Here is an 18417-nt window from a genome sequence, read left to right on the forward strand (position 1 = left end):
TTACATTCCGAACCCGGAAGCTAAGCCTTACAGCGCCGATGGTACTGCAGGGGGGACCCTGTGGGAGAGTAGGACGCCGCCGAACAAATATTGAGGAAAACCCCGCACCGTATCGGTGCGGGGTTTTCTGCGTTTAGGGTCAGGGGTATGCGCTATGACCTGGTCCTCTTCGACAACGACGGTGTTCTCGTCGACAGTGAGCCGATCTCCAACCGGCTCCTGGCCGCCTATCTCACCGACCTCGGCCACCCGACCTCGTACGAGGACTCCATCCGGGACTACATGGGCTCCGCCATGCACCGCGTGCACGATCTCGTCGAGGAACGGACCGGTCGGCGGTTGCCGGCGGACTTCGACGACGTGTTCCACGCCCGGGTCTTCGCCGCGTTCGAGCAGGAGTTGAAGCCGGTGGTCGGCGCCATGGACGTACTCGAGAAGCTGGCCGCCGACGGGGTGCCGTACTGCGTGGCCTCGTCCGGGAGCCATGAGCGGATCCGGGTGGGGCACCGTACGACGGGGCTCGACCGGTGGTTCGACGACGAGCGGATCTTCAGCTCGCAGGATGTGGGGCGGGGGAAGCCGGCGCCGGATCTGTTCCTGTACGCGGCCGAGCGGATGGGTGTGGCGCCCGAGCGGTGCGTGGTCGTCGAGGACAGTCCACTGGGCGTCCAGGCGGCGGTCGCGGCCAGGATGGACGTGTACGGGTTCACCGCGATGACGCCCGCCGGGAAGCTCTCCGGGGCCACAGGACTTTTCGGTGACATGCGGGAGTTGACCGCACTGCTCGACGGGGCCCCGAGCCGGAACTGAACACAACTCATCTTTGACCGGATCTACCCACCGGTACCCCCGAGCCCTACGCTCGCCGCCATGACGGATGTGCTGCGGCGCGGCAGGGCCTCGCTGGCGTTCAGCTTCCTCGTGCAGGGCGTCGCCTTCGCTTTGCTCGTGACGCGGATCCCGGCCGTCCAGGACCGGTACGGGGTCTCCGACGCGCTGCTGCCGGTCTTCCTCGCCGCCGTGCCGGTCCTGGCCGGCGTCGGGAGTGTCACCACGGAGCGGCTGGTGAGGCGGGTGCCGCCGAGCCGGGTGCTGCGGTGGTCGCAGCCCGTCGTGCTGCTGGCGCTCCTCGGGGTCGGGGCGGGCGGGCACATGGCGGCCCTCGCGGTGGCGCTGGCCGCGTTCGGGCTGGCCGTCGGTGCGCTGGACGCGTCGATGAACATGCTCGGGGTGAGTCTGCAGCGGGCGTACGGGCGCAGCATCATGCTGAGCTTTCATGCCGCGTACAGCGCGGGCGGGATCGTCGGGGCGTCACTCGCGTGGGTGGGGGCCCACTGGGATCTGGCGTTGTGGGTGTCGTATCTGCCGGTGGTGCTGGTGCTGCTGCCGGCCGCGCTGGTCGGCAGCCGGTGGTACGTCGACGGGGGTGGGGAGCAGGCGGCCCAGGAGACCACGAAGAGGGAGACCACGCAGAGCGGGCACGTGGCCGGCGGCCTCAAGTGGCTGTTGCCGCTGTGCCTGGTGATGACGGTGGCGTACATCGGGGACTCGACGGTCTCCAACTGGAGCGCGAAGTACCTCCAGGACGTGCTGGGGAGTTCGGAGCAGCTCGCGACCGTTCCGTACAACGTCTATATGGTCACCACGCTGCTGGGGCGGGCGATCGGGGACGTCGGGGTGCGGCGGTTCGGGGCCGTGACGGTGGTGCGGGCGGGGGCGCTGGTGGCGGCGGTGGGGTTCGCCGTGGTGGCCGGGGCGCCGGGTGCGTGGGTGGGGATGCTGGGGTTCACGCTGCTGGGGCTCGGGCTGTGCGTGCTGGTGCCGCAGACCTTCGCGGCGGCGGGGCGGCGGGCCGCCGAGCATGGGGGCCCCGGGGCTTCGGACGCGGCCGTCGCGCGGCTCAACGTCTTCAATTATGTGGGCTTTCTGATCGGTTCGCCGTTGGTCGGGGCGCTCGGCGACGCCTGGAGCTACCGGGGGGCGATGCTCGTACCGATGGTGTTGGTACTGGTGACGCTCGTGTACGCCAGGTCGTTCGCCGCTGAACCGGACCGATACGGTGTCGGGCATGAGCGGGCGCGTACAGCTGATGTGGGACGAGGCGGTAACGGGCTATGACTTCGGCCGGGACCATCCGATGGACCCGGTCCGGCTGGCGCTGACCCGGAGTCTGGTCGGTGCCCTCGGGCTCGACCGTGAGGTGGAGGTGGTCGCCGCGAAGGCGGCCGGGGAGTCGACGCTGCGGCTCGTCCACCGGGAGGACTACATCGAGGCGGTGCGGGCCGCCTCGGCCGATCCGGCGGCGGCGGACCAGTCGTACGGGCTGGGGACGGTGGACGACCCCGCGTTCGCCGGGATGCACGAGGTGTCGGCGCTGATCGCGGGGCAGTCGGTGGGCGCGGCGGAGGCGGTGTGGCGCGGGGACGCGCCGCACGCGGTGAACTTCGCGGGCGGACTGCACCACGCCATGCCGGGCTCGGCCTCCGGCTTCTGCGTGTACAACGACGCCGCGCTGGCGATCGCCCGGCTGCTGGAGCTGGGGGCGGAGCGGGTCGCGTACGTCGACGTCGACGTGCATCACGGGGACGGGGTGCAGGCGGCGTTCTGGGAGGACCCGCGGGTGCTGACGATCTCGCTGCACGAGCATCCGCGGACGCTGTTCCCGCAGACCGGGTGGCCGGAGGAGACGGGGGCGGACAGCGCGGAGGGCAGCGCGGTCAACGTGGCGCTGCCGGCCGGGACCGGGGACGCGGGGTGGCTGCGGGCGTTCCACTCCGTCGTGCCGGAGCTGATCGCGGACTTCCGGCCGCAGGTGCTGGTGACGCAGCACGGGGCCGACACGCACTTCGAGGATCCGCTGGCGCATCTGGCGGTGTCGCTGGACGCGCAGCGGGCGGTGCAGGTGGCGTGCCACGAGCTGGCGCACGAGTACGCCGACGGGCGGTGGGTCGCGCTGGGCGGTGGCGGTTACGCGGTGGTGGAGGTCGTGCCGCGGTCCTGGACCCATCTGGTGGGCATCGCGGCCGAGCGGCCGGTGGAGCCCACGACGGTGATCCCCGAGGGCTGGCGGCAGGAGGTCTACGCCCGGACCCGGCAGCCGGCGCCGCGGCGGATGACGGACGGGCGGTGGCCGGTCTCCTGGGCCGAGTGGGACGAGGGGTACGACCCGGCGGACCGTCTGGACCAGGCGATCCTGGCGGCGCGGCGCGCGGTGTTCCCGCTGCGGGGGCTGCTGGCCTGACGGCCGTACGGGCGTTCCGTTACGCCGCCCGTGCGGTGTTCCGCCGTTCCCGGCCCGCCTCGGCCCCGTATCCCGCACCATCGCTTGCGTGCCGACCACCGCCACCGCCGAGCTTCGTGCGCACCTCCTCGCCGTCCGGCTCGCCGGGGTCGTGGGCACCACGCGGGAGGAGAGCCTGCGGAGCTACCGGCTGTTCGCCGCCCGGGATCCGCGTCTGCTGATCGGGTTGGACCCGGAACGGGTATGGGGCGAGCGGGAATTGCTCGCTCTGATGGCGGACCGGTGCGGGGTTTCGGCCGATCCCGCGCACACCTTCGGCCATGATGTGATCGACCCCGAGCGGACCCTGGCCGCCCTGGACGCCTTCGCCGAGCGGCTGGCGGCCGCTGCGGAGCGTGGCGGTCCTGTGCTGCTCGGCACCGGTCATCCGCACCGGCTGCTCGGCTTCTACGCCGCTCTGGCAGACGCATTGTCGGCGGCGGGATGTGCCGTCCTCACCCCCGCGCAGGGTCGCTGTGTCGACATAACGACCCGGTTCGGTCTACGCACGTGCAATCTCGACTACGTGCGAGGAGTCGGGCTCGTCCGGGGCGCGACCGCGGAACGCCCCGGTTGTGAGCCGGGCGCACACACGCACTCCCCCCTCCCGGTTCGGGCCGCGCTCGCCGCGGCGGCCGACGCCGGCGGGCCGCTTCCGGAGTTGGTGATCGGAGACCACGGCTGGGTCTGCGGGGCAGGTCAGCTGGGGTTCGAGGCCGTCGGGCCGGCCGATGTGAACGACCCCGCGCCGTTCGTCGGCGAGGCCGAGGGGACCGTGTCCCTCGTCGTTCCACTTGATGACGGCGTGCGGTCCGATCACTACCTGCCGCTGGCCCGCTACGTACTCAATCGCGCGTGTCTGTCACAGTAGGCCGCCGATGGGTGCACCTCTTCCCCACTCGCATCACCCGCCCCTACATTGGGGAGTGAGCACGCAGCGACGAAGAGTCACCGGAAGGGGAAGCCGGTGGCCGTCGAGTGCGGAAGGTGCAGGTGTGTCATGGCTGCAGCTGGCGAGAGGCCTCTGAACGAGGTTCAGTTCCTTACCGTGGCGGAAGTCGCCTCGGTGATGCGAGTGTCGAAGATGACCGTGTACCGGCTGGTGCACAGCGGTCATCTGCCCGCGATCCGGGTGGGGCGGTCCTTCCGCGTCCCGGAGCAAGCGGTTCACGAGTACCTCCGCGAGAGCTACGTGGGGGTGGAAACCGCCTGACGGCGATCCGGGGAGGTCCGTACCGGGCACTCGTGGGCCTCCCCGGTCACCTCGATTACGGTCTCAGCGCTCGGGCGGGTAGGCTAGCCCCTCGTAGGTCGTGTGGGCCCATGGCGCCCAAACACCGAGTGATGAGAAGTGAGCGAGGGTAGTCGTGGGCTCTGTTATCAAGAAGCGGCGCAAGCGGATGGCCAAGAAGAAGCACCGCAAGCTGCTCAAGCGCACGCGCGTTCAGCGTCGCAACAAGAAGTAAGCGACAGCGCGAGAGCGTGTCCAGTGGCCCCCCACCGCACTCCGGTGGGGGGCCACTGCCATTCGGACTTCCGGCGTTCGTACGTCCGGGGCTGTCGTCACTTCAAGCATCCGGTCGGCACCCCGGAGCGACGGCGACCCGATAGGTTGGCCGTCGGGAGCAGGGCGAGAGGAAGGCGCTGATCTTGGGAAAGGTCGTGCTCGTGACCGGGGTGGCCCGTCAGCTGGGGGGCCGTTTCGTCCGGCGGATCCTGCGGGATCCGGAGGTGGACCGGGTCGTCGGCGTGGACGCGGTCCCGCCCGAGCACCACCTGGGCGGCGCCGACTTCGTCCAGGCGGACATCCGCCAGCCCACCGTCGCGCGGGTGCTGGCCGAGTCGGGCGCCGACACGGTCGTCCACCTCGACGTGACCGGCACGCCGCTCGGCAGCGGCGGCCGGACCGCGCTGAAGGAGACCAACGTCATCGGCACCATGCAGTTGCTGGGTGCCTGCCAGAAGTCCCCGAACGTCAAGCGGCTGGTCGTGAAGTCCAGTACGAACGTCTACGGTTCCGCGCCCCGCGATCCGGCGGTCTTCACCGAGTCGACCCCGCCCAAGTCGCTGCCCAGCGGTGGCTTCGCGAAGGACACGGTCGAGGTCGAGGGGTACGTGCGCGGCTTCGCGCGGCGCCGACCGGACGTCGCCGTGTGCGTGCTGCGGTTCGCCAACATCCTGGGCCCGGCCGCGGACAGCCCGCTCGCCTCGTACTTCTCGCTGCCGGTGCTGCCGACCGTGTTCGGCTACGACCCCCGGCTGCAGTTCGTGCACGAGGACGACGTGATCGAGGTGCTGCGGATCGGCTCGCACGAACCGAGGCGCTCCACGCTCAACAGCGGGACCTTCAACATCGCCGGCGACGGCGTGCTGCTGCTCTCGCAGTGCTCGCGGCGGCTGGGCAGGCCGACCGTGCCGCTGCTGCTTCCCGCGGTCACCTGGGCGGGCTCGCTGGTGCGTACGCTGGGGATGACGGACTTCTCGCCCGAGCAGATCCGGCTGCTCACGCACGGGCGGGTGGTGGCGACGGACCAGATGCGGGAGACCCTGGGTTTCACCCCGAAGTACTCGACTGCTGAAACGTTTGCGGACTTCGTGCGCAGTCGCGGTCCCGGGCTGCTTCCGCCGGAGAGGCTCGCGAGGGCCGTCGACCGGATCGCCGCGCTGCCCCTGCCGGGCAGCGGTCACCCCCCGACGCAGAGCGCCAACTGAGGAGCGCAGCAACGATGGCGGACGCCAAGGTCATTCCGTTCGACGACGATCACCGCTCGCGTGGGGGCGCCGCGCAGCGCCCGTCGCGTCGCCGGGGCGCGGGGAGCCGGCGCCAGGGCGGTGCGCGGTCCGCGGTGGTCGGAGAGGCCGGGGAGGTGCAGCCGCTGCCGGGTGTGGCGTCCGTGCAGGATGATGGTCCGGTGACCGGTGAGGACGAGCAGCCCCAGGAGCCGGCCGCGGAGGCCGCCGACGGTGGCACCGGTGGCACCGGCGGTCTGGAGCGGCGGGTCGCGAGCGGGCTGGCGTTTCTGCGCCGCCGGCTCACCGGGGACTACGACGTCGACGACTTCGGTTACGACGAGGAACTCACCGACCAGGTCCTGATGTCCCTGCTGCGGCCGGTGTACGAGAAGTACTTCCGGGTCGAGGTGAAGGGCATCGAGAACATCCCCTCGGAGGGCGGCGCGCTGATCGTCGCCAACCACTCGGGGACGGTGCCGGTGGACGGGCTGATGATGCAGGTCGCCGTCCACGACCACCATCCGGCCGGCCGGCATCTGCGGCTGCTCGCGGCGGACCTGGTGTTCATGCTGCCCGTGGTCAACGAACTCGCCCGCAAGCTCGGGCACACCCTGGCGTGCGCGGAGGATGCCGAGCAGCTGCTCGGGCAGGGTGAGCTGGTGGGGGTGATGCCGGAGGGGTTCAAGGGCATCGGGAAGCCGTTCGGCGAGCGGTACAAGTTGCAGCGGTTCGGGCGCGGGGGGTTCGTCTCCACCGCGCTGCGGCAGGGCGTCCCGATCATTCCGTGCTCGATCGTCGGGGCGGAGGAGATCTACCCGATGATCGGCAACGCGAAGACGTTGGCGCGGGTGCTGGGCTTTCCGTACTTCCCGCTGACGCCGACGTTTCCTTGGCTGGGGCCGTTGGGGGCGATTCCGTTGCCGACGAAGTGGACGATTCAGTTCGGTGAGCCGATTTTGACGGATGGGTATCCGTTGGAGGCGGCGGATGATCCGATGCTGATGTTCAATCTGACCGATCAGGTCAGGGAGCAGATTCAGCACACGTTGTACAAGTTGCTGGTGCAGCGGCGGTCGGTGTTCTTTTAAAGGGGTCGCCCCTTTGGATCCCGGGGCGCGGGGCGCGGGAGAGCTCGGTGCGGTGGGTTGTGGGGCGGGTGCGGGCCGGTTGTGGTTGTTCGCGCAGTTCCCCGCGCCCCTGAAGGAGCGCAGTTCCCCGTGCTCCTGAGGAAGCGCAGTTCCCCGACCCTGAAGGGGGCGGGGAACTGCGTGTTCTGTTCTACTCGTCGTCCTCGCCGTCGATGCCCAGGCCCGGGAGGAGGCCGGGGAGGAGGGGCGGGAGGGTGATGTCGGGGGCGGGGGGTGGGGTGATGTGGCCTTCCTCCGGTGGAGGGGTGGAGCCGGTGCCGCTTTCCTTGGGCGGGTCGAGCAGGCCGCCGGTGTTGCCGCCCAGCAGGCCGTCGCTCTCGCGGCCGGTGTCGGCGGAACCGGAGGGGCCGGTGCTGCCGGTGCCGCTCTCGCCGGAGGTGCCGTCGCCCTTGTCGGGGGACTGTGAGGGGTCCGTGCCGGACGACGGGGTGCCGGACGCCGACTCGGAGCCGCTCCGCTCCGCACCGTCGCCGTCCTCGCCGGTCGAGGGCTGGGGGAGCAGCGACCGCAGCGGGGCGACGTCTTCCTCTATGGCGTCGAGCACCGACGAGACCTGCTCACTCACGTCCCCGAGCTGCACGGGCAGCCGGTCGCGCAGGGTGCCCCAGCTCTGGCGGTGCGTCCGGGAGAAGGAGGAGAGCGCCCGCATGGGGTCCAGGGAGTCCGGGTCGCGCTCGTAGGCCTCGCGCAGCAGCCGGTGGCCCTCGGCGGCGTCGTGCCGCATCCCGGACAGGGCGCGGCGGATCTCGCCCAGGGACTCGTGGTCGAGGGGGCCGCCGCGGCCGCGCTCCATCAGCCGGCGGGCTTCGCCGAGGCGGGTGGAGGCGTGGTCGAGGTAGACCCGGCCACGCTCGTCGTTGCCGTCGGCGAGGCCGAGCTTGACGTCCTCGATGCCGCGCTTGACTCCGTAGAGGGAGTCACCGGGCAGGGCGTCGGAGCTGGCGACGGCGACTCCGCCGAGGGCGCCGGCGGCGACGCCGACGGTGAGTCCGCCCGCGGTGAGCCCTTTGGCCAGCCGTGAGCGTGGTCGCAGCTTGCCCAGCGGGGTCGCCCGGTGGGTGCCCCGGGCCCGGCGCGAGCGCTGTTCGGGTACGGCCTGGTGCGTCGCCTCGCCCGCGGCGGTGCCCTCCTGGAGCATGGCCTCGAACGCGGCCACCAGCTGGGCCCGCTGGACGACCTTGACCTCGGGGTCCAGTTCCGGCTTGGGCAGTGCGCCGAGGCCGGAGGTCAGCGCGAGCAGTTTCGCCTGCTCGGTTTCCACGGCGGCGGCCGGGGCCGGTGCCGATCCTTCGGACTGCTCGGCCGCCGTGCCCCGGTCGGACTGCTCCTCCAGGGCCTGGGCGAAGGCGTTCGCCCGCCGGTGCGCCGATACGTTCGCGATCACTGGCGGCACCTCCTCTCGTCATCACGGTCGACTCCCCAGGGGGTCCTGAGGGTTCCCGCCCTGACCAGGGCCACACGATCGAGTGATCGAAGTCGGTCAGGGGGTGACCACAGGGAGCCTGTATCCCGCACAACGAGCGGCGCGGCACTTGGGTTACGGACCCGGGATGGCCGAATGAGGAAGCCAACCGGGTTTCACATACCGTGAGTTGGATGTCGCGGAGCGTGTTCCGGTCGGCGGGTGTACGGACGGGGCCGGGTCAGCGGGCGTCGTCCGGGAGGAGCCGGGCGAGGGTGCGGACGGCCCGGTACTGGAGGGTCTTGATGGCACCCTCGTTCTTGCCCATCACACGGGCGGTCTCCGCGACGGACAGACCTTGGAGGAATCGGAGCGTGACGCACTCCCGCTGTTGGGGGTTGAGTCGTCGTACGGCATCGAGGAGGGCGGCGTTGGACAGGGACTCGAGAACGGAATCCTCGGGAGAGCGCTCGACCTCGTTGGCGTCGAGCATCTCCCCGGTGGTGACCTCGAGGCGGAAGCGGCTGGACTTGAAGTGGTCGGCGACGAGGTTGCGGGCGATGGTCACCAGCCAGGCGCCGAAGTCGCGGCCCTGCCAGGTGAAGGTGCCGATGCGGCGCAGTGCGCGCAGAAAGGTCTCGCTGGTGAGGTCCTCGGCGGTCGCCTTGCCGCCGACGCGGTAGTAGATGTAGCGGTAGACGGTGTCACTGTACTGGTCGTACAGCCGGCCGAAGGCCTCGGCCTCGCCGGCCTGGGCGCGCTCGACGAGGTCCATCATCCGGGCGCTGTCGCTGTCGGCGGCGGGGCGGCGGGCGGCGGGGGTGCCGGTGGTCGTCCTGGCGGCGGCTCCTCTGGCCGCGCCCCTGGCCGTGGCGGCGGGGGTTGTGGAGGGCGCCGTGGAGCGGCGCCCCCGTCCGCCGACCGCGGCGCTGCCGTCGGCGAGGGCGTAGCACGGGCCGGCGGCGGGGGCGGTGGCGAACGCGGGGACCGTGTGCGCGGTGGGGACGATGCCGCGCAGCAGGTCTCGGGCTGTCGCGACTGTCGCGCGCAGCGTAGCCAGGCCCGAGGCGTCAACCCCGACGTGTGGGTACACGGGACTCCCAGAGGCAGAGCTTCCATCACGTGCAGTGCGGGACCGTTCACCCCTGGTAGCTGGGTTGGGGTACCGGATTGCGTCTGAGGAGAATAACGCTTCGTGCAGGCTCTGCTACACCGAGTTGCTCAAATCGTCGATTACGTCGTTTCCGTAACCGGTTGATGGGCGTTCAGGTGCGGTGTGGTGATCGGTTGTTGACCGGAATGGTTCGTGTTTCGGGTGGGTGTGGGGCGGGTTGTGGCCGTGTGCAGCCAAGAGGACTGGGCAAGGGGGTTGTGGGGTACGGCAGTTGGATTGGCCGGGGTCGGGGACGGGGTGGCGGAAGTGGTCCGCGGTGGGCGGTTCGGTGGGGGGATGGGGGTTGACCGGGGGCGCGGTGCGGCGGCGGGGTTGACCGGGGGCCGGTGCCGGGGCCGGGCGGCCCGGCGTTTGTCGGGTGCGCGGTGCTGTGGCCGGGCGGGGGTCTGTCGCGCTGCCCGGCGCTGGCGGGGTGCCGTCGCGCCCACCCGTGCCGCCCCAGCGGCACGACTGCCCGCGGAGGGCGGTGGTGGCGGGGTGTTGTCGCGCCCGCCCGTGTCGCCCCAGCGGCACGACTGCCCGCGGAGGGCGGTGGTGGCGGGGTGTTGTCGCGCCCGCCCGTGCCGGCCTGGGGGTACCTCCCAGGCCTTTGAGGCGCTGGGGGAGGCGCGACTGCCCGCGGTGGGCGGTGGTGGCGGGGTGTTGTCGCGCCTGCCCGTGCCGGCCTGGGGGTACCTCCCAGGCCCTTGAGGTGCTGGGGGAGGCGCGGGTGCCCGTGGAGGGCGGTGGTGGCGGGGTGTCGTCAGTGGTCGGTGCTCAGCGGCGTTTGCGGTGGAGGGCGATGGCGGCTGCCGTGCCGCCGGCCACCGCGCCGACGCCTGCCGCCGCCGGGATGCCGACCTTGGCCGCCTTGCGGCCGGTGCGGTAGTCGCGCAGGCGCCAGTCCATGCGGCGGGCGTGCTTGCGGAGCTTGGAGTCCGGGTTGATCGCGTAGGGGTGGCCCACCAGGGACAGCATCGGGATGTCGTTGTGCGAGTCGCTGTACGCCGCGCAGCGGCCGAGGTCCAGTTCTTCCGCCAGGGCCAGCGCGCGTACCGCCTCCGCCTTCGCGGGGCCGTGCAGCGGTTCGCCCACCAGTTTGCCCGTGTACACGCCGTCGACCGACTCCGCCACCGTGCCGAGCGCGCCCGTCAGCCCCAGCCGGCGCGCGATCACCTGGGCGATCTCCACCGGCGCCGCCGTCACCAGCCACACCCGCTGCCCGGCGTCCAGGTGCGCCTGTGCCAGCGCCCGGGTGCCCGGCCAGATCCGCTCGGCCATGTACTCGTCGTAGATCTCCTCGCCGATGGACTGCAGCTCGGAGACGCGGTGGCCCTGGACGATGGAGAGCGCCGAGTCGCGGGCCTCCTGCATGTGCTCGGGGTCCTCGACCCCGGCCAGCCGGAACCACGCCTGCTGCCAGGCGAACCGTGCCAGCTCGCGCGTCTCGAAGAACTTCCGCTTGTACAGTCCCCGCCCGAAGTGGAACAGGGCGGCGCCCTGCATCACCGTGTTGTCCAGGTCGAAGAACGCGGCGGCCCGTTCGTCCCCGACGACCGGGAACTCCGGTTCGCGTTCGGAAACTTCCTGGGTGGACTTGCGCGCTGCCTCCGCCGAGGCCTCGCCTGCCAGCACGCTTCGTGCCGTGGCGGAGCGCCTACGGGGAGTGAGCCATCCGAGAGCGGCCATGGCGTGAGCATAGCCAGTCGGCGCGGATGTTCCGGAGCCGAGAGGTTCGAGCGTCGTGAACTCTCCGGGTCCGGGGCGTTAAGGCGCGCGGGACAATGGCCCGTATGAGCCCTCTCTTCCGCCGCAACACCCCGGCCGCCCCGCAGGACCGGCTCGTCACCCTCGTGCGCAAGCCCGGCTGCCATCTGTGCGACGACGCGCAGGTGGTGGTGGAGAAGGTGTGCGGGGAGCTCGGCGTCCCGTGGGAGCACAAGGACATCACCCAGGACCGGGAGCTGCACGACCGGTACTGGGAGCAGATCCCCGTCGTCCTCGTCGACGGTGACCAGCACACCTTCTGGCGCGTGAACGAGGACCGTCTCCGCAAGGCCCTCACCGACTGACCGGCCAGTCCAAAGTGGCCGGAAAGTCGCTTAGGATCGATGGTGGCTTGGTCTCGGGGGCGGGATTCACAGAGGAGAGTGTGCGGTTTTGCCCCCAGAAGAAAAGGAACGGTGGCGCTCGTGCGCCGGTTCCTCACGAGTGCGCCGGGGGCGCGTGACCCCGGTCACGTTGGCCGGGCAAATCGGACACAATCTTTGTGCACGCGTTCACAAAGACATAGCCTGCATGCGACGGGGCGGTCCGGGGACGTATGACCTGACGTATGACCGCCTGAAGCCCCGCTCTACCCGCAGGAGCACCGTGGCAACTGGCCGAACTCACCGACCGGCGACCCGTAGCCGAGGGATTCCCGAGGCCACCGTCGCCCGCCTTCCGCTGTACCTCCGCGCCCTCACCGCGCTCTCCGAGCGCTCGGTGCCCACGGTCTCCTCGGAGGAGCTGGCCGCCGCCGCGGGGGTCAACTCCGCGAAGCTGCGCAAGGACTTCTCCTACCTGGGCTCGTACGGGACCAGGGGCGTCGGCTACGACGTCGAGTATCTCGTGTACCAGATCTCCCGCGAACTCGGCCTGACCCAGGACTGGCCGGTTGTGATCGTGGGAATCGGCAACCTCGGCGCCGCCCTCGCCAACTACGGCGGGTTCGCCTCCCGTGGTTTCCGGGTCGCCGCGCTGATCGACGCCGACCCCGCGATGGCCGGGAAGCCCGTCGCCGGCATCCCGGTGCAGCACACCGACGAGCTCGAGTCGATCATCACGGACAACGGCGTGTCGATCGGCGTGATCGCGACCCCCGCCGGCGCCGCCCAGCAGGTCTGCGACCGTCTCGTGGCCGCCGGCGTCACCTCGATCCTGAACTTCGCGCCGACCGTGCTGACCGTTCCGGACGGTGTCGACGTGCGCAAGGTGGACCTCTCCATCGAGCTGCAGATCCTCGCCTTCCACGAGCAGCGCAAGGCCGGCGAGGAGGCCACGGCCGAGCCCGTCGCCGCCCCGGCCGCCGTCCCCCGCAAGCAGTCCGCCACCGACCAGGGGCCCGACGGGGACGTACCCGCCGTGATGCCGGCATGAGTCTCCTCGTCGTCGGACTGAGCCACCGCAGCGCGCCGGTCAGCGTGCTGGAGCGGGCCTCGCTGAGCGTGGACGCGCAGGTCAAGCTGTTGCAGGACACGGTCGCCGCGGAGCCCGCCGCCGAGGCCGCGGTCCTCGCCACCTGCAACCGCATCGAGCTCTACGCCGACGTGGACAAGTTCCACGCCGGTGTCGCCGAGCTGTCCACGCTGCTCGCCCAGCACAGCGGGGTCGGCCTGGAGGAGCTCACTCCTTATCTCTATGTGCACTACGAGGACCGGGCCGTCCACCACCTGTTCTCGGTGGCCTGCGGGCTGGACTCGATGGTCGTGGGCGAGGGCCAGATCCTCGGCCAGATCAAGGACGCGCTCGCCCGCGCGCAGGAGCTGCACACCGCCGGACGGCTGCTGAACGACCTGTTCCAGCAGGCGCTGCGGGTCGGCAAGCGCGCCCACTCCGAGACCGGTATCGACCGCGCCGGGCAGTCCCTGGTCACCTTCGGCCTGGAGCAGCTCGCCGTCGGCGCGCCCGTCGAGACCTGGGCGCGGGGGAAGAAGGCGCTGGTCATCGGCGCCGGTTCGATGTCCTCGCTGGCCGCGGCCACGCTCGCGCGGGCCGGTGTCGCCGAGATCGTGATCGCCAACCGCACGCCCGAGCGCGCCGAGCGCCTCGCGCACCTGCTCGAAGAGCAGCACGGGCAGGGTCTCACCGAGGGCGACGACACGGACGTGCTGGCCCGCGCGGTCCCGATGGGATCGGTGCCGCTGGAGCTGACACGTGCCGACGTCGTCGTCTCCTGCACCGGCGCGACGGGACTGGTCCTCACGGGCGGCGCGATCGCCGCCGGCGTCGAGGGCCGGGTCGGCGAGCAGCCAGCCGTCGGGACCGCCCCGGCCGAGGAGGCGCCGGTCGAGGAGGCACCGCTCCCGCCCACCTCCGTGGGCACCGAGGACGGCTGCCCGCTGGACCTGTCCGCCGTACGGCCCGGCTTCTCCGTGATGGGCGAGGCCGCCGTCGCCGGCATGGACGCGGCGACGCTGGAGCAGCACGCGGCGTGGGCCGCGGGCACGACCGTCGACCGTGGCCGGACCGGCCGCGGCGGTCCGGAGGCCGACGCCGAGCTGATCGGCGCGCTCGCCGCGACCGCGTCCACCGCCGGCCGGATCCCCGAGCGGCGCCGCCCGGAGCCGGTGGCCGAGCCGCCGCGCCCCGAGCCCGTGCTGTTCCTGCTGGACCTGGCGATGCCGCGCGACATCGACGCGGCCGCGCACCGGCTGGCCGGGGTGCGCCTCGTCGACATCGAATCGCTCGCGGAAGCCTCCGCGGACGCTCCGATGGCTGCCGATGTGGACCAGGTGCGGCGTATCGTCTCCGACGAGGTCGCCGCGTTCGGGGCGGCACAGCGGGCGGCGCACATCACGCCGACCGTCGTCGCCCTGCGCACCATGGCGGCCGATGTGGTGGCCGGCGAGATCGCCCGTCTGGAGGGGCGGCTTCCCGGCCTGGACGACAAGCACCGCGCGGAGATCACCCAGACCGTGCGGCGGGTGGTCGACAAGCTGCTCCACGCGCCGACGGTACGGGTCAAGCAGCTCGCGGCCGAGCCCGGCGGCGCCGGGTACGCGGACGCGCTGCGCACCCTGTTCGACCTCGACCCCGAGACGGTGGCCTCCGTCTCCCGAGCCGAGGAAAGCACCGAGAAGAACGCAAGGAACCGAGGGCCGGCATGACTGAGAAGGCACTGAGGCTGGGGACCAGGCGGAGCAAGCTCGCCATGGCCCAGTCCGGGCAGGTGGCGGAAGCCGTGAGCCAGGTGACCGGACGGCCCGTCGAGCTCGTCGAGATCACCACGTACGGCGACGTCTCGCGCGAGCACCTCGCGCAGATCGGCGGCACGGGCGTGTTCGTGGCCGCGCTGCGCGAGGCGCTGGCGCGGGGCGAGGTGGACTTCGCGGTGCACTCGCTGAAGGACCTGCCGACCACGCAGCCCGACGAACTGGTCGTGGCGGCCATCCCGGTGCGCGAGGACCCGCGCGACGTGATGGTCACGCGCGACGCGCTGAAGCTCACCGACCTGCCGCGCGGAGCCCGCATCGGCACGGGTTCGCCGCGCCGCATGGCGCAGCTCAACGCGTACGCGCGCAGCCACGGCATGGACATCGAGACGGTTCCGATCCGGGGCAACGTCGACACCCGCATCGGGTACGTCCGGCAGGGCGAACTGGATGCCGTGGTGCTGGCCGCCGCCGGAATGAACCGGATCGGACGCAGTGACGAGGTGACCGACTTCCTGTCGGTCGACACGGTGCTGCCCGCCCCCGGCCAGGGGGCACTGGCGATCGAATGCGCCGCGGACGACGCGGAGCTGATCGCCGCGCTCGCCGAGCTCGACGACCCGTTCACGCGGGCCGCCGTGACGGCCGAGCGTTCCCTGCTCGCCGCCCTGGAGGCCGGCTGCTCCGCCCCTGTGGGCGCGCTGGCCGACCTTTTGGCCGACGGGCAGATTGTCAAGGAAATGCGCCTGCGCGGCGTCGTCGGCTCGACCGACGGCTCGACGCTGGTGCAGCTGTCCACCACCGGTCCCGTGCCCGAGACGCACGAGGCGGCGATGGCGCTCGGTCGCGAACTCGCCACCGAGATGCTCGCGCAGGGCGCGGCCGGTCTGATGGGGGAGCGAGCGCAGTGAGCCCCACCACCCTTCCCGCCCCTCCGGAACACGGGCACGTCACCTTCCTCGGTGCCGGACCCGGGGATCCGGGACTGCTGACTCTGCGCGCCGTGGAGGCGCTGGCGAACGCGGACGTCCTCGTCGCCGAGCACGAGGTGCTCGACGTCGTACGCACGCACGCGAGGCAGGGCGTCGCCGAGGTGCACACGGACTCCGACACGTCGGATCCGGGCACGGGCACGCCCCAGCTGACGGTCGTTGACGGCACGTCAACAACCACCGGTGTCCCCGCGATGCGGGATGCGGCACATCTTGTCATGGAGGCCGCGCGGGGCGGCAGGCGGGTCGTGCGTGCGGTGTCCGGTGATCCCGGGCTCGACGCGTACGCCGCCGAGGAGATGCTGGCGTGCGCCTCGGCCGGGGTGCCGTTCGAGGTCGTCCCCGGTGTCGCGGCGGCGGTCGGCGTACCCGCGTACGCCGGTGTGCCGCTGCGGGACGCGCAGGGCGCGGACGTCCGTTTCGTGGACGCGCGTACGGCCTCGGACCGCTGCTGGACGGAGGTCGGGGCGTCGGACGGCACGGTGGTCGTCTCCACCACGCTGGACTCCGTGGCCGCCGCGGCGGGCGAACTGGTGTCCGCCGGACGCAAGCCCGACACCCCGCTGACGGTGACCGTCGCCGGTACGACGACCCGGCAGCGCACCTGGACGGCGACGCTCGGCACGATCGCGCAGACGCTGAAGCAGGCGAAGGTGCTGCCGTCGCCGGACGGCGGCCGGCCGGTGATAGCCGTGGTCGGTGAGCGCAGCGCCCCCGCCCGGCGCGACGAGCTGTCGTGGTTCGAGTCCAAGCCGCTGTTCGGCTGGAAGGTGCTCGTCCCGCGCACGAAGGAGCAGGCGGCGTCGCTCTCCGACCAGCTCCGCTCGTACGGTGCCGTGCCGCACGAGGTGCCGACGATCGCCGTGGAGCCCCCGCGCACCCCGCAGCAGATGGAGCGGGCGGTCAAGGGCCTGGTGACGGGCCGCTACGAGTGGATCGCGTTCACGTCGGTCAACGCGGTGAAGGCGGTCCGTGAGAAGTTCGAGGAGTACGGCCTCGACGCCCGTGCCTTCGCGGGCATCAAGGTCGCGGCGGTGGGCGAGCAGACGGCCAACGCGCTGATCGCCTTCGGCGTGAAGCCGGACCTGGTGCCGAGCGGCGAGCAGTCGGCGGCGGGTCTGCTGGAGGACTGGCCTCCGTACGACCCGGTCTTCGACCCGATCGACCGCGTCTTCCTGCCGCGCGCCGACATCGCCACGGAGACGCTGGTCGCGGGCCTGATCGAGCTGGGCTGGGAGGTCGACGACGTGACCGCCTACCGCACGGTCCGCGCGTCGCCGCCCCCGGCGGAGACCCGCGAGGCGATCAAGGGCGGCGGCTTCGACGCGGTGCTTTTCACGTCGTCCTCGACGGTCCGGAACCTGGTCGGCATCGCGGGCAAGCCGCACAACGTGACGGTGATCGCCTGCATCGGCCCGGCGACGGCGAAGACGGCCGAGGAACACGGCCTGCGCGTCGACGTGATGGCCCCCGAGCCGTCGGTCCACAAGCTGGCGGAGGCCCTGGCCGACTTCGGCACGCGCCGCCGACTGGCCGCGCTGGACGCGGGCGACCCGGTGACGAGGCCGAGCGAGCGGCGGCCGGGGGCGCGGAGGCGGCGGTCGACGACCTGATCCCGGCGAGCAGCGGGGCGGGCGCAGCGTACGTACGCTGCGCCCGCCCCGTTCGCGTCAGCGGCCCGGACTCGTCTCCCGTGTACGGCTCTTTCGCGCGGGGGCGGGGTGGTGCTGGTCCCGCCAGGTTCGTGGGGAGACGCCGTAGGCCTGCTTGAACACCTTGCTGAAGTGGGTCGCGTCCACGAAGCCCCAGCTCCGGCCGATTCCGGCGATGGTCCGCGTCCGGCCGCCCGGTCCGGCCAGTTCCCGCCTGCACTCGGCCAGGCGGTGTGAGCGGATCCAGTCTCCGAGGCTGATGCCCGACCGGGACAGCACGGTGTAGAGGTGGCGGACCGAGATGCCGTGCGCGGCGGCGATCCGCGCGGCCGACAGGGTGGGATCGGCCAGGTGCGTCCGGACGTACCGGGTGATCCGCAGGCTGAGCGGTACCTCCGCCGGTGCCACCCGGCCGGGGCCGGTGCCGCCGAGCTGGGAGGCCACGACCGCGCGGAGGAGTTCCACGCTGGGTTCCATGACGGCTTCGGCGTGTGCCCCGTCGTGCAGCTCCTCGCTGACCGCCAACTGGGAGAAGTACGTGAAGGCGAGGCGCGCGGTGGGGTTGTCGGGGCCGAGGGGAGTGGCGGCGACGGCGCGCAGTAACCGTTCCGGAAGCGCGAGCACCTCGCGCGGGATGCGGAAGGAGTGGTAGCCGACCCCCTTGCCGAAGTGAAGCGTGTACGGGGCGGTCGTTTCGTAGACCACGAGGTTTCCCGGAGTGACCAGGGACTGGCGCCCGTACTGTTCCACCAGGTTGGTCCCCGTCACCTGAAGGCCGAGGAACACCGCCGGCTCGTCGTCCTCCCGGGCCAGCCGCTCCGTACGGTGGAAGGTCACCGGGGGTCCCTGCGCGGAACAGAGCTTGACGGGACCCACGGTGCCGAGTCTCATGCGCCCCCAGATCTTCCCCGCGGGGGAGTGATGGGCGATGTCGACCCGGGAGAAGGACTCCCACAGGGCGTGCCGGATCGTGTCCTCGCGTTCCTGCGGCGGTACGGCCGAGACGTCCAGCGCCGCGTGCCTCGGACCGGGTGCCGGCGTGATGGCGTGACGATCCGCTCCCCCCACGAGCCACCTCTCCCCACGGTCGTCCCGCCCCTCGCGAAGATCAGGATGGGGCCGCCGGTGTTCGGCGCACAAG

General features: G+C 71.8%; 17 protein-coding genes and 1 rRNA gene. 14 read left to right on the plus strand and 4 right to left on the minus strand.

What is annotated here, in order from left to right; all coding sequences use genetic code 11:
- The 9 genes from rrf to ACZ62B_RS09450 form a co-directional block, all read left to right on the plus strand.
- A 5S ribosomal RNA gene (gene rrf, locus ACZ62B_RS09410) occupies positions 1–85 on the plus strand; the annotation flags it as partial.
- A 62-nt stretch (positions 86–147) separates the two neighbouring features.
- Complete coding sequence (locus ACZ62B_RS09415) at positions 148–810, plus strand: HAD family hydrolase (RefSeq protein ID WP_468719746.1); 663 nt, start codon at positions 148–150, stop codon at positions 808–810.
- 60 nt (positions 811–870) lie between these two features.
- Positions 871–2118 carry an MFS transporter gene (locus ACZ62B_RS09420; RefSeq protein WP_469689636.1) on the plus strand — a complete coding sequence of 416 codons (1248 nt, stop codon included), beginning with the start codon at positions 871–873 and terminating at the stop codon, positions 2116–2118.
- Entirely contained in the window at positions 2069–3241 is a 1173-nt protein-coding gene (locus tag ACZ62B_RS09425; RefSeq protein ID WP_344565857.1) for an acetoin utilization protein AcuC, read from the plus strand. Before ACZ62B_RS09420 ends, ACZ62B_RS09425 begins: the two co-directional genes overlap by 50 nt.
- Before the next feature lie 79 nt (positions 3242–3320).
- Entirely contained in the window at positions 3321–4151 is an 831-nt protein-coding gene (locus ACZ62B_RS09430) for a phosphatase (RefSeq protein WP_469690052.1), read from the plus strand.
- Positions 4152–4280: 129 nt separating this feature from the next.
- Positions 4281–4493 carry a helix-turn-helix domain-containing protein gene (locus ACZ62B_RS09435; RefSeq protein WP_004984898.1) on the plus strand — a complete coding sequence of 71 codons (213 nt, stop codon included), beginning with the start codon at positions 4281–4283 and terminating at the stop codon, positions 4491–4493.
- A gap of 154 nt (positions 4494–4647) precedes the next feature.
- Positions 4648–4746, plus strand: coding sequence for a 30S ribosomal protein bS22 (locus tag ACZ62B_RS09440; protein ID WP_003948845.1), 99 nt, complete (start codon positions 4648–4650; stop codon positions 4744–4746).
- 184 nt (positions 4747–4930) lie between these two features.
- On the plus strand, positions 4931–5992 hold the full coding sequence (locus ACZ62B_RS09445) for an NAD-dependent epimerase/dehydratase family protein (RefSeq protein WP_344565862.1): 1062 nt from the start codon (positions 4931–4933) through the stop codon (positions 5990–5992).
- 14 nt (positions 5993–6006) lie between these two features.
- Positions 6007–7101 carry a lysophospholipid acyltransferase family protein gene (locus tag ACZ62B_RS09450; protein ID WP_468719757.1) on the plus strand — a complete coding sequence of 365 codons (1095 nt, stop codon included), beginning with the start codon at positions 6007–6009 and terminating at the stop codon, positions 7099–7101.
- A gap of 190 nt (positions 7102–7291) precedes the next feature.
- Here the strand turns inward: ACZ62B_RS09450 and ACZ62B_RS09455 are convergent, their stop codons facing one another.
- The 3 genes from ACZ62B_RS09455 to ACZ62B_RS09465 all read right to left on the minus strand — a co-directional run bounded on the left by ACZ62B_RS09455 (position 7292) and on the right by ACZ62B_RS09465 (position 11405).
- Complete coding sequence (locus tag ACZ62B_RS09455) at positions 7292–8545, minus strand: DUF5667 domain-containing protein (protein ID WP_344565867.1); 1254 nt, start codon at positions 8543–8545, stop codon at positions 7292–7294.
- Between the two features lie 259 nt (positions 8546–8804).
- Entirely contained in the window at positions 8805–9656 is an 852-nt protein-coding gene (locus tag ACZ62B_RS09460; protein WP_344565869.1) for an ECF subfamily RNA polymerase sigma factor, BldN family, read from the minus strand.
- A gap of 837 nt (positions 9657–10493) precedes the next feature.
- On the minus strand, positions 10494–11405 hold the full coding sequence (locus ACZ62B_RS09465; protein ID WP_073933024.1) for an HAD family hydrolase: 912 nt from the start codon (positions 11403–11405) through the stop codon (positions 10494–10496).
- A gap of 104 nt (positions 11406–11509) precedes the next feature.
- On the opposite strand from ACZ62B_RS09465, the gene ACZ62B_RS09470 reads away from it, so the two are divergent.
- The 5 genes from ACZ62B_RS09470 (at position 11510) to ACZ62B_RS09490 (ending at position 17237) form a co-directional block, all read left to right on the plus strand.
- Positions 11510–11788, plus strand: a complete 279-nt coding sequence (locus ACZ62B_RS09470) for a glutaredoxin family protein (protein ID WP_344565871.1) — start codon at positions 11510–11512, stop codon at positions 11786–11788.
- A gap of 301 nt (positions 11789–12089) precedes the next feature.
- The gene (locus tag ACZ62B_RS09475) at positions 12090–12857 is read left to right on the plus strand and encodes a redox-sensing transcriptional repressor Rex (protein ID WP_344565873.1); all 768 of its coding nucleotides are present in this window, start codon (positions 12090–12092) and stop codon (positions 12855–12857) included.
- Positions 12854–14587 carry a glutamyl-tRNA reductase gene (locus ACZ62B_RS09480; RefSeq protein WP_344565875.1) on the plus strand — a complete coding sequence of 578 codons (1734 nt, stop codon included), beginning with the start codon at positions 12854–12856 and terminating at the stop codon, positions 14585–14587. The genes ACZ62B_RS09475 and ACZ62B_RS09480 overlap by 4 nt, the downstream gene beginning before the upstream one ends.
- Entirely contained in the window at positions 14584–15543 is a 960-nt protein-coding gene (gene hemC / locus ACZ62B_RS09485) for a hydroxymethylbilane synthase (RefSeq protein ID WP_344565877.1), read from the plus strand. Before ACZ62B_RS09480 ends, hemC begins: the two co-directional genes overlap by 4 nt.
- Positions 15540–17237, plus strand: coding sequence for a bifunctional uroporphyrinogen-III C-methyltransferase/uroporphyrinogen-III synthase (locus tag ACZ62B_RS09490; protein WP_344565879.1), 1698 nt, complete (start codon positions 15540–15542; stop codon positions 17235–17237). Before hemC ends, ACZ62B_RS09490 begins: the two co-directional genes overlap by 4 nt.
- Positions 17238–17294: 57 nt before the next feature.
- Here the strand turns inward: ACZ62B_RS09490 and ACZ62B_RS09495 are convergent, their stop codons facing one another.
- Complete coding sequence (locus ACZ62B_RS09495) at positions 17295–18344, minus strand: helix-turn-helix domain-containing protein (RefSeq protein WP_469689642.1); 1050 nt, start codon at positions 18342–18344, stop codon at positions 17295–17297.
- Positions 18345–18417: the final 73 nt, after the last annotated feature.

This window comes from Streptomyces sp. NPDC053426 (genome assembly GCF_055585405.1).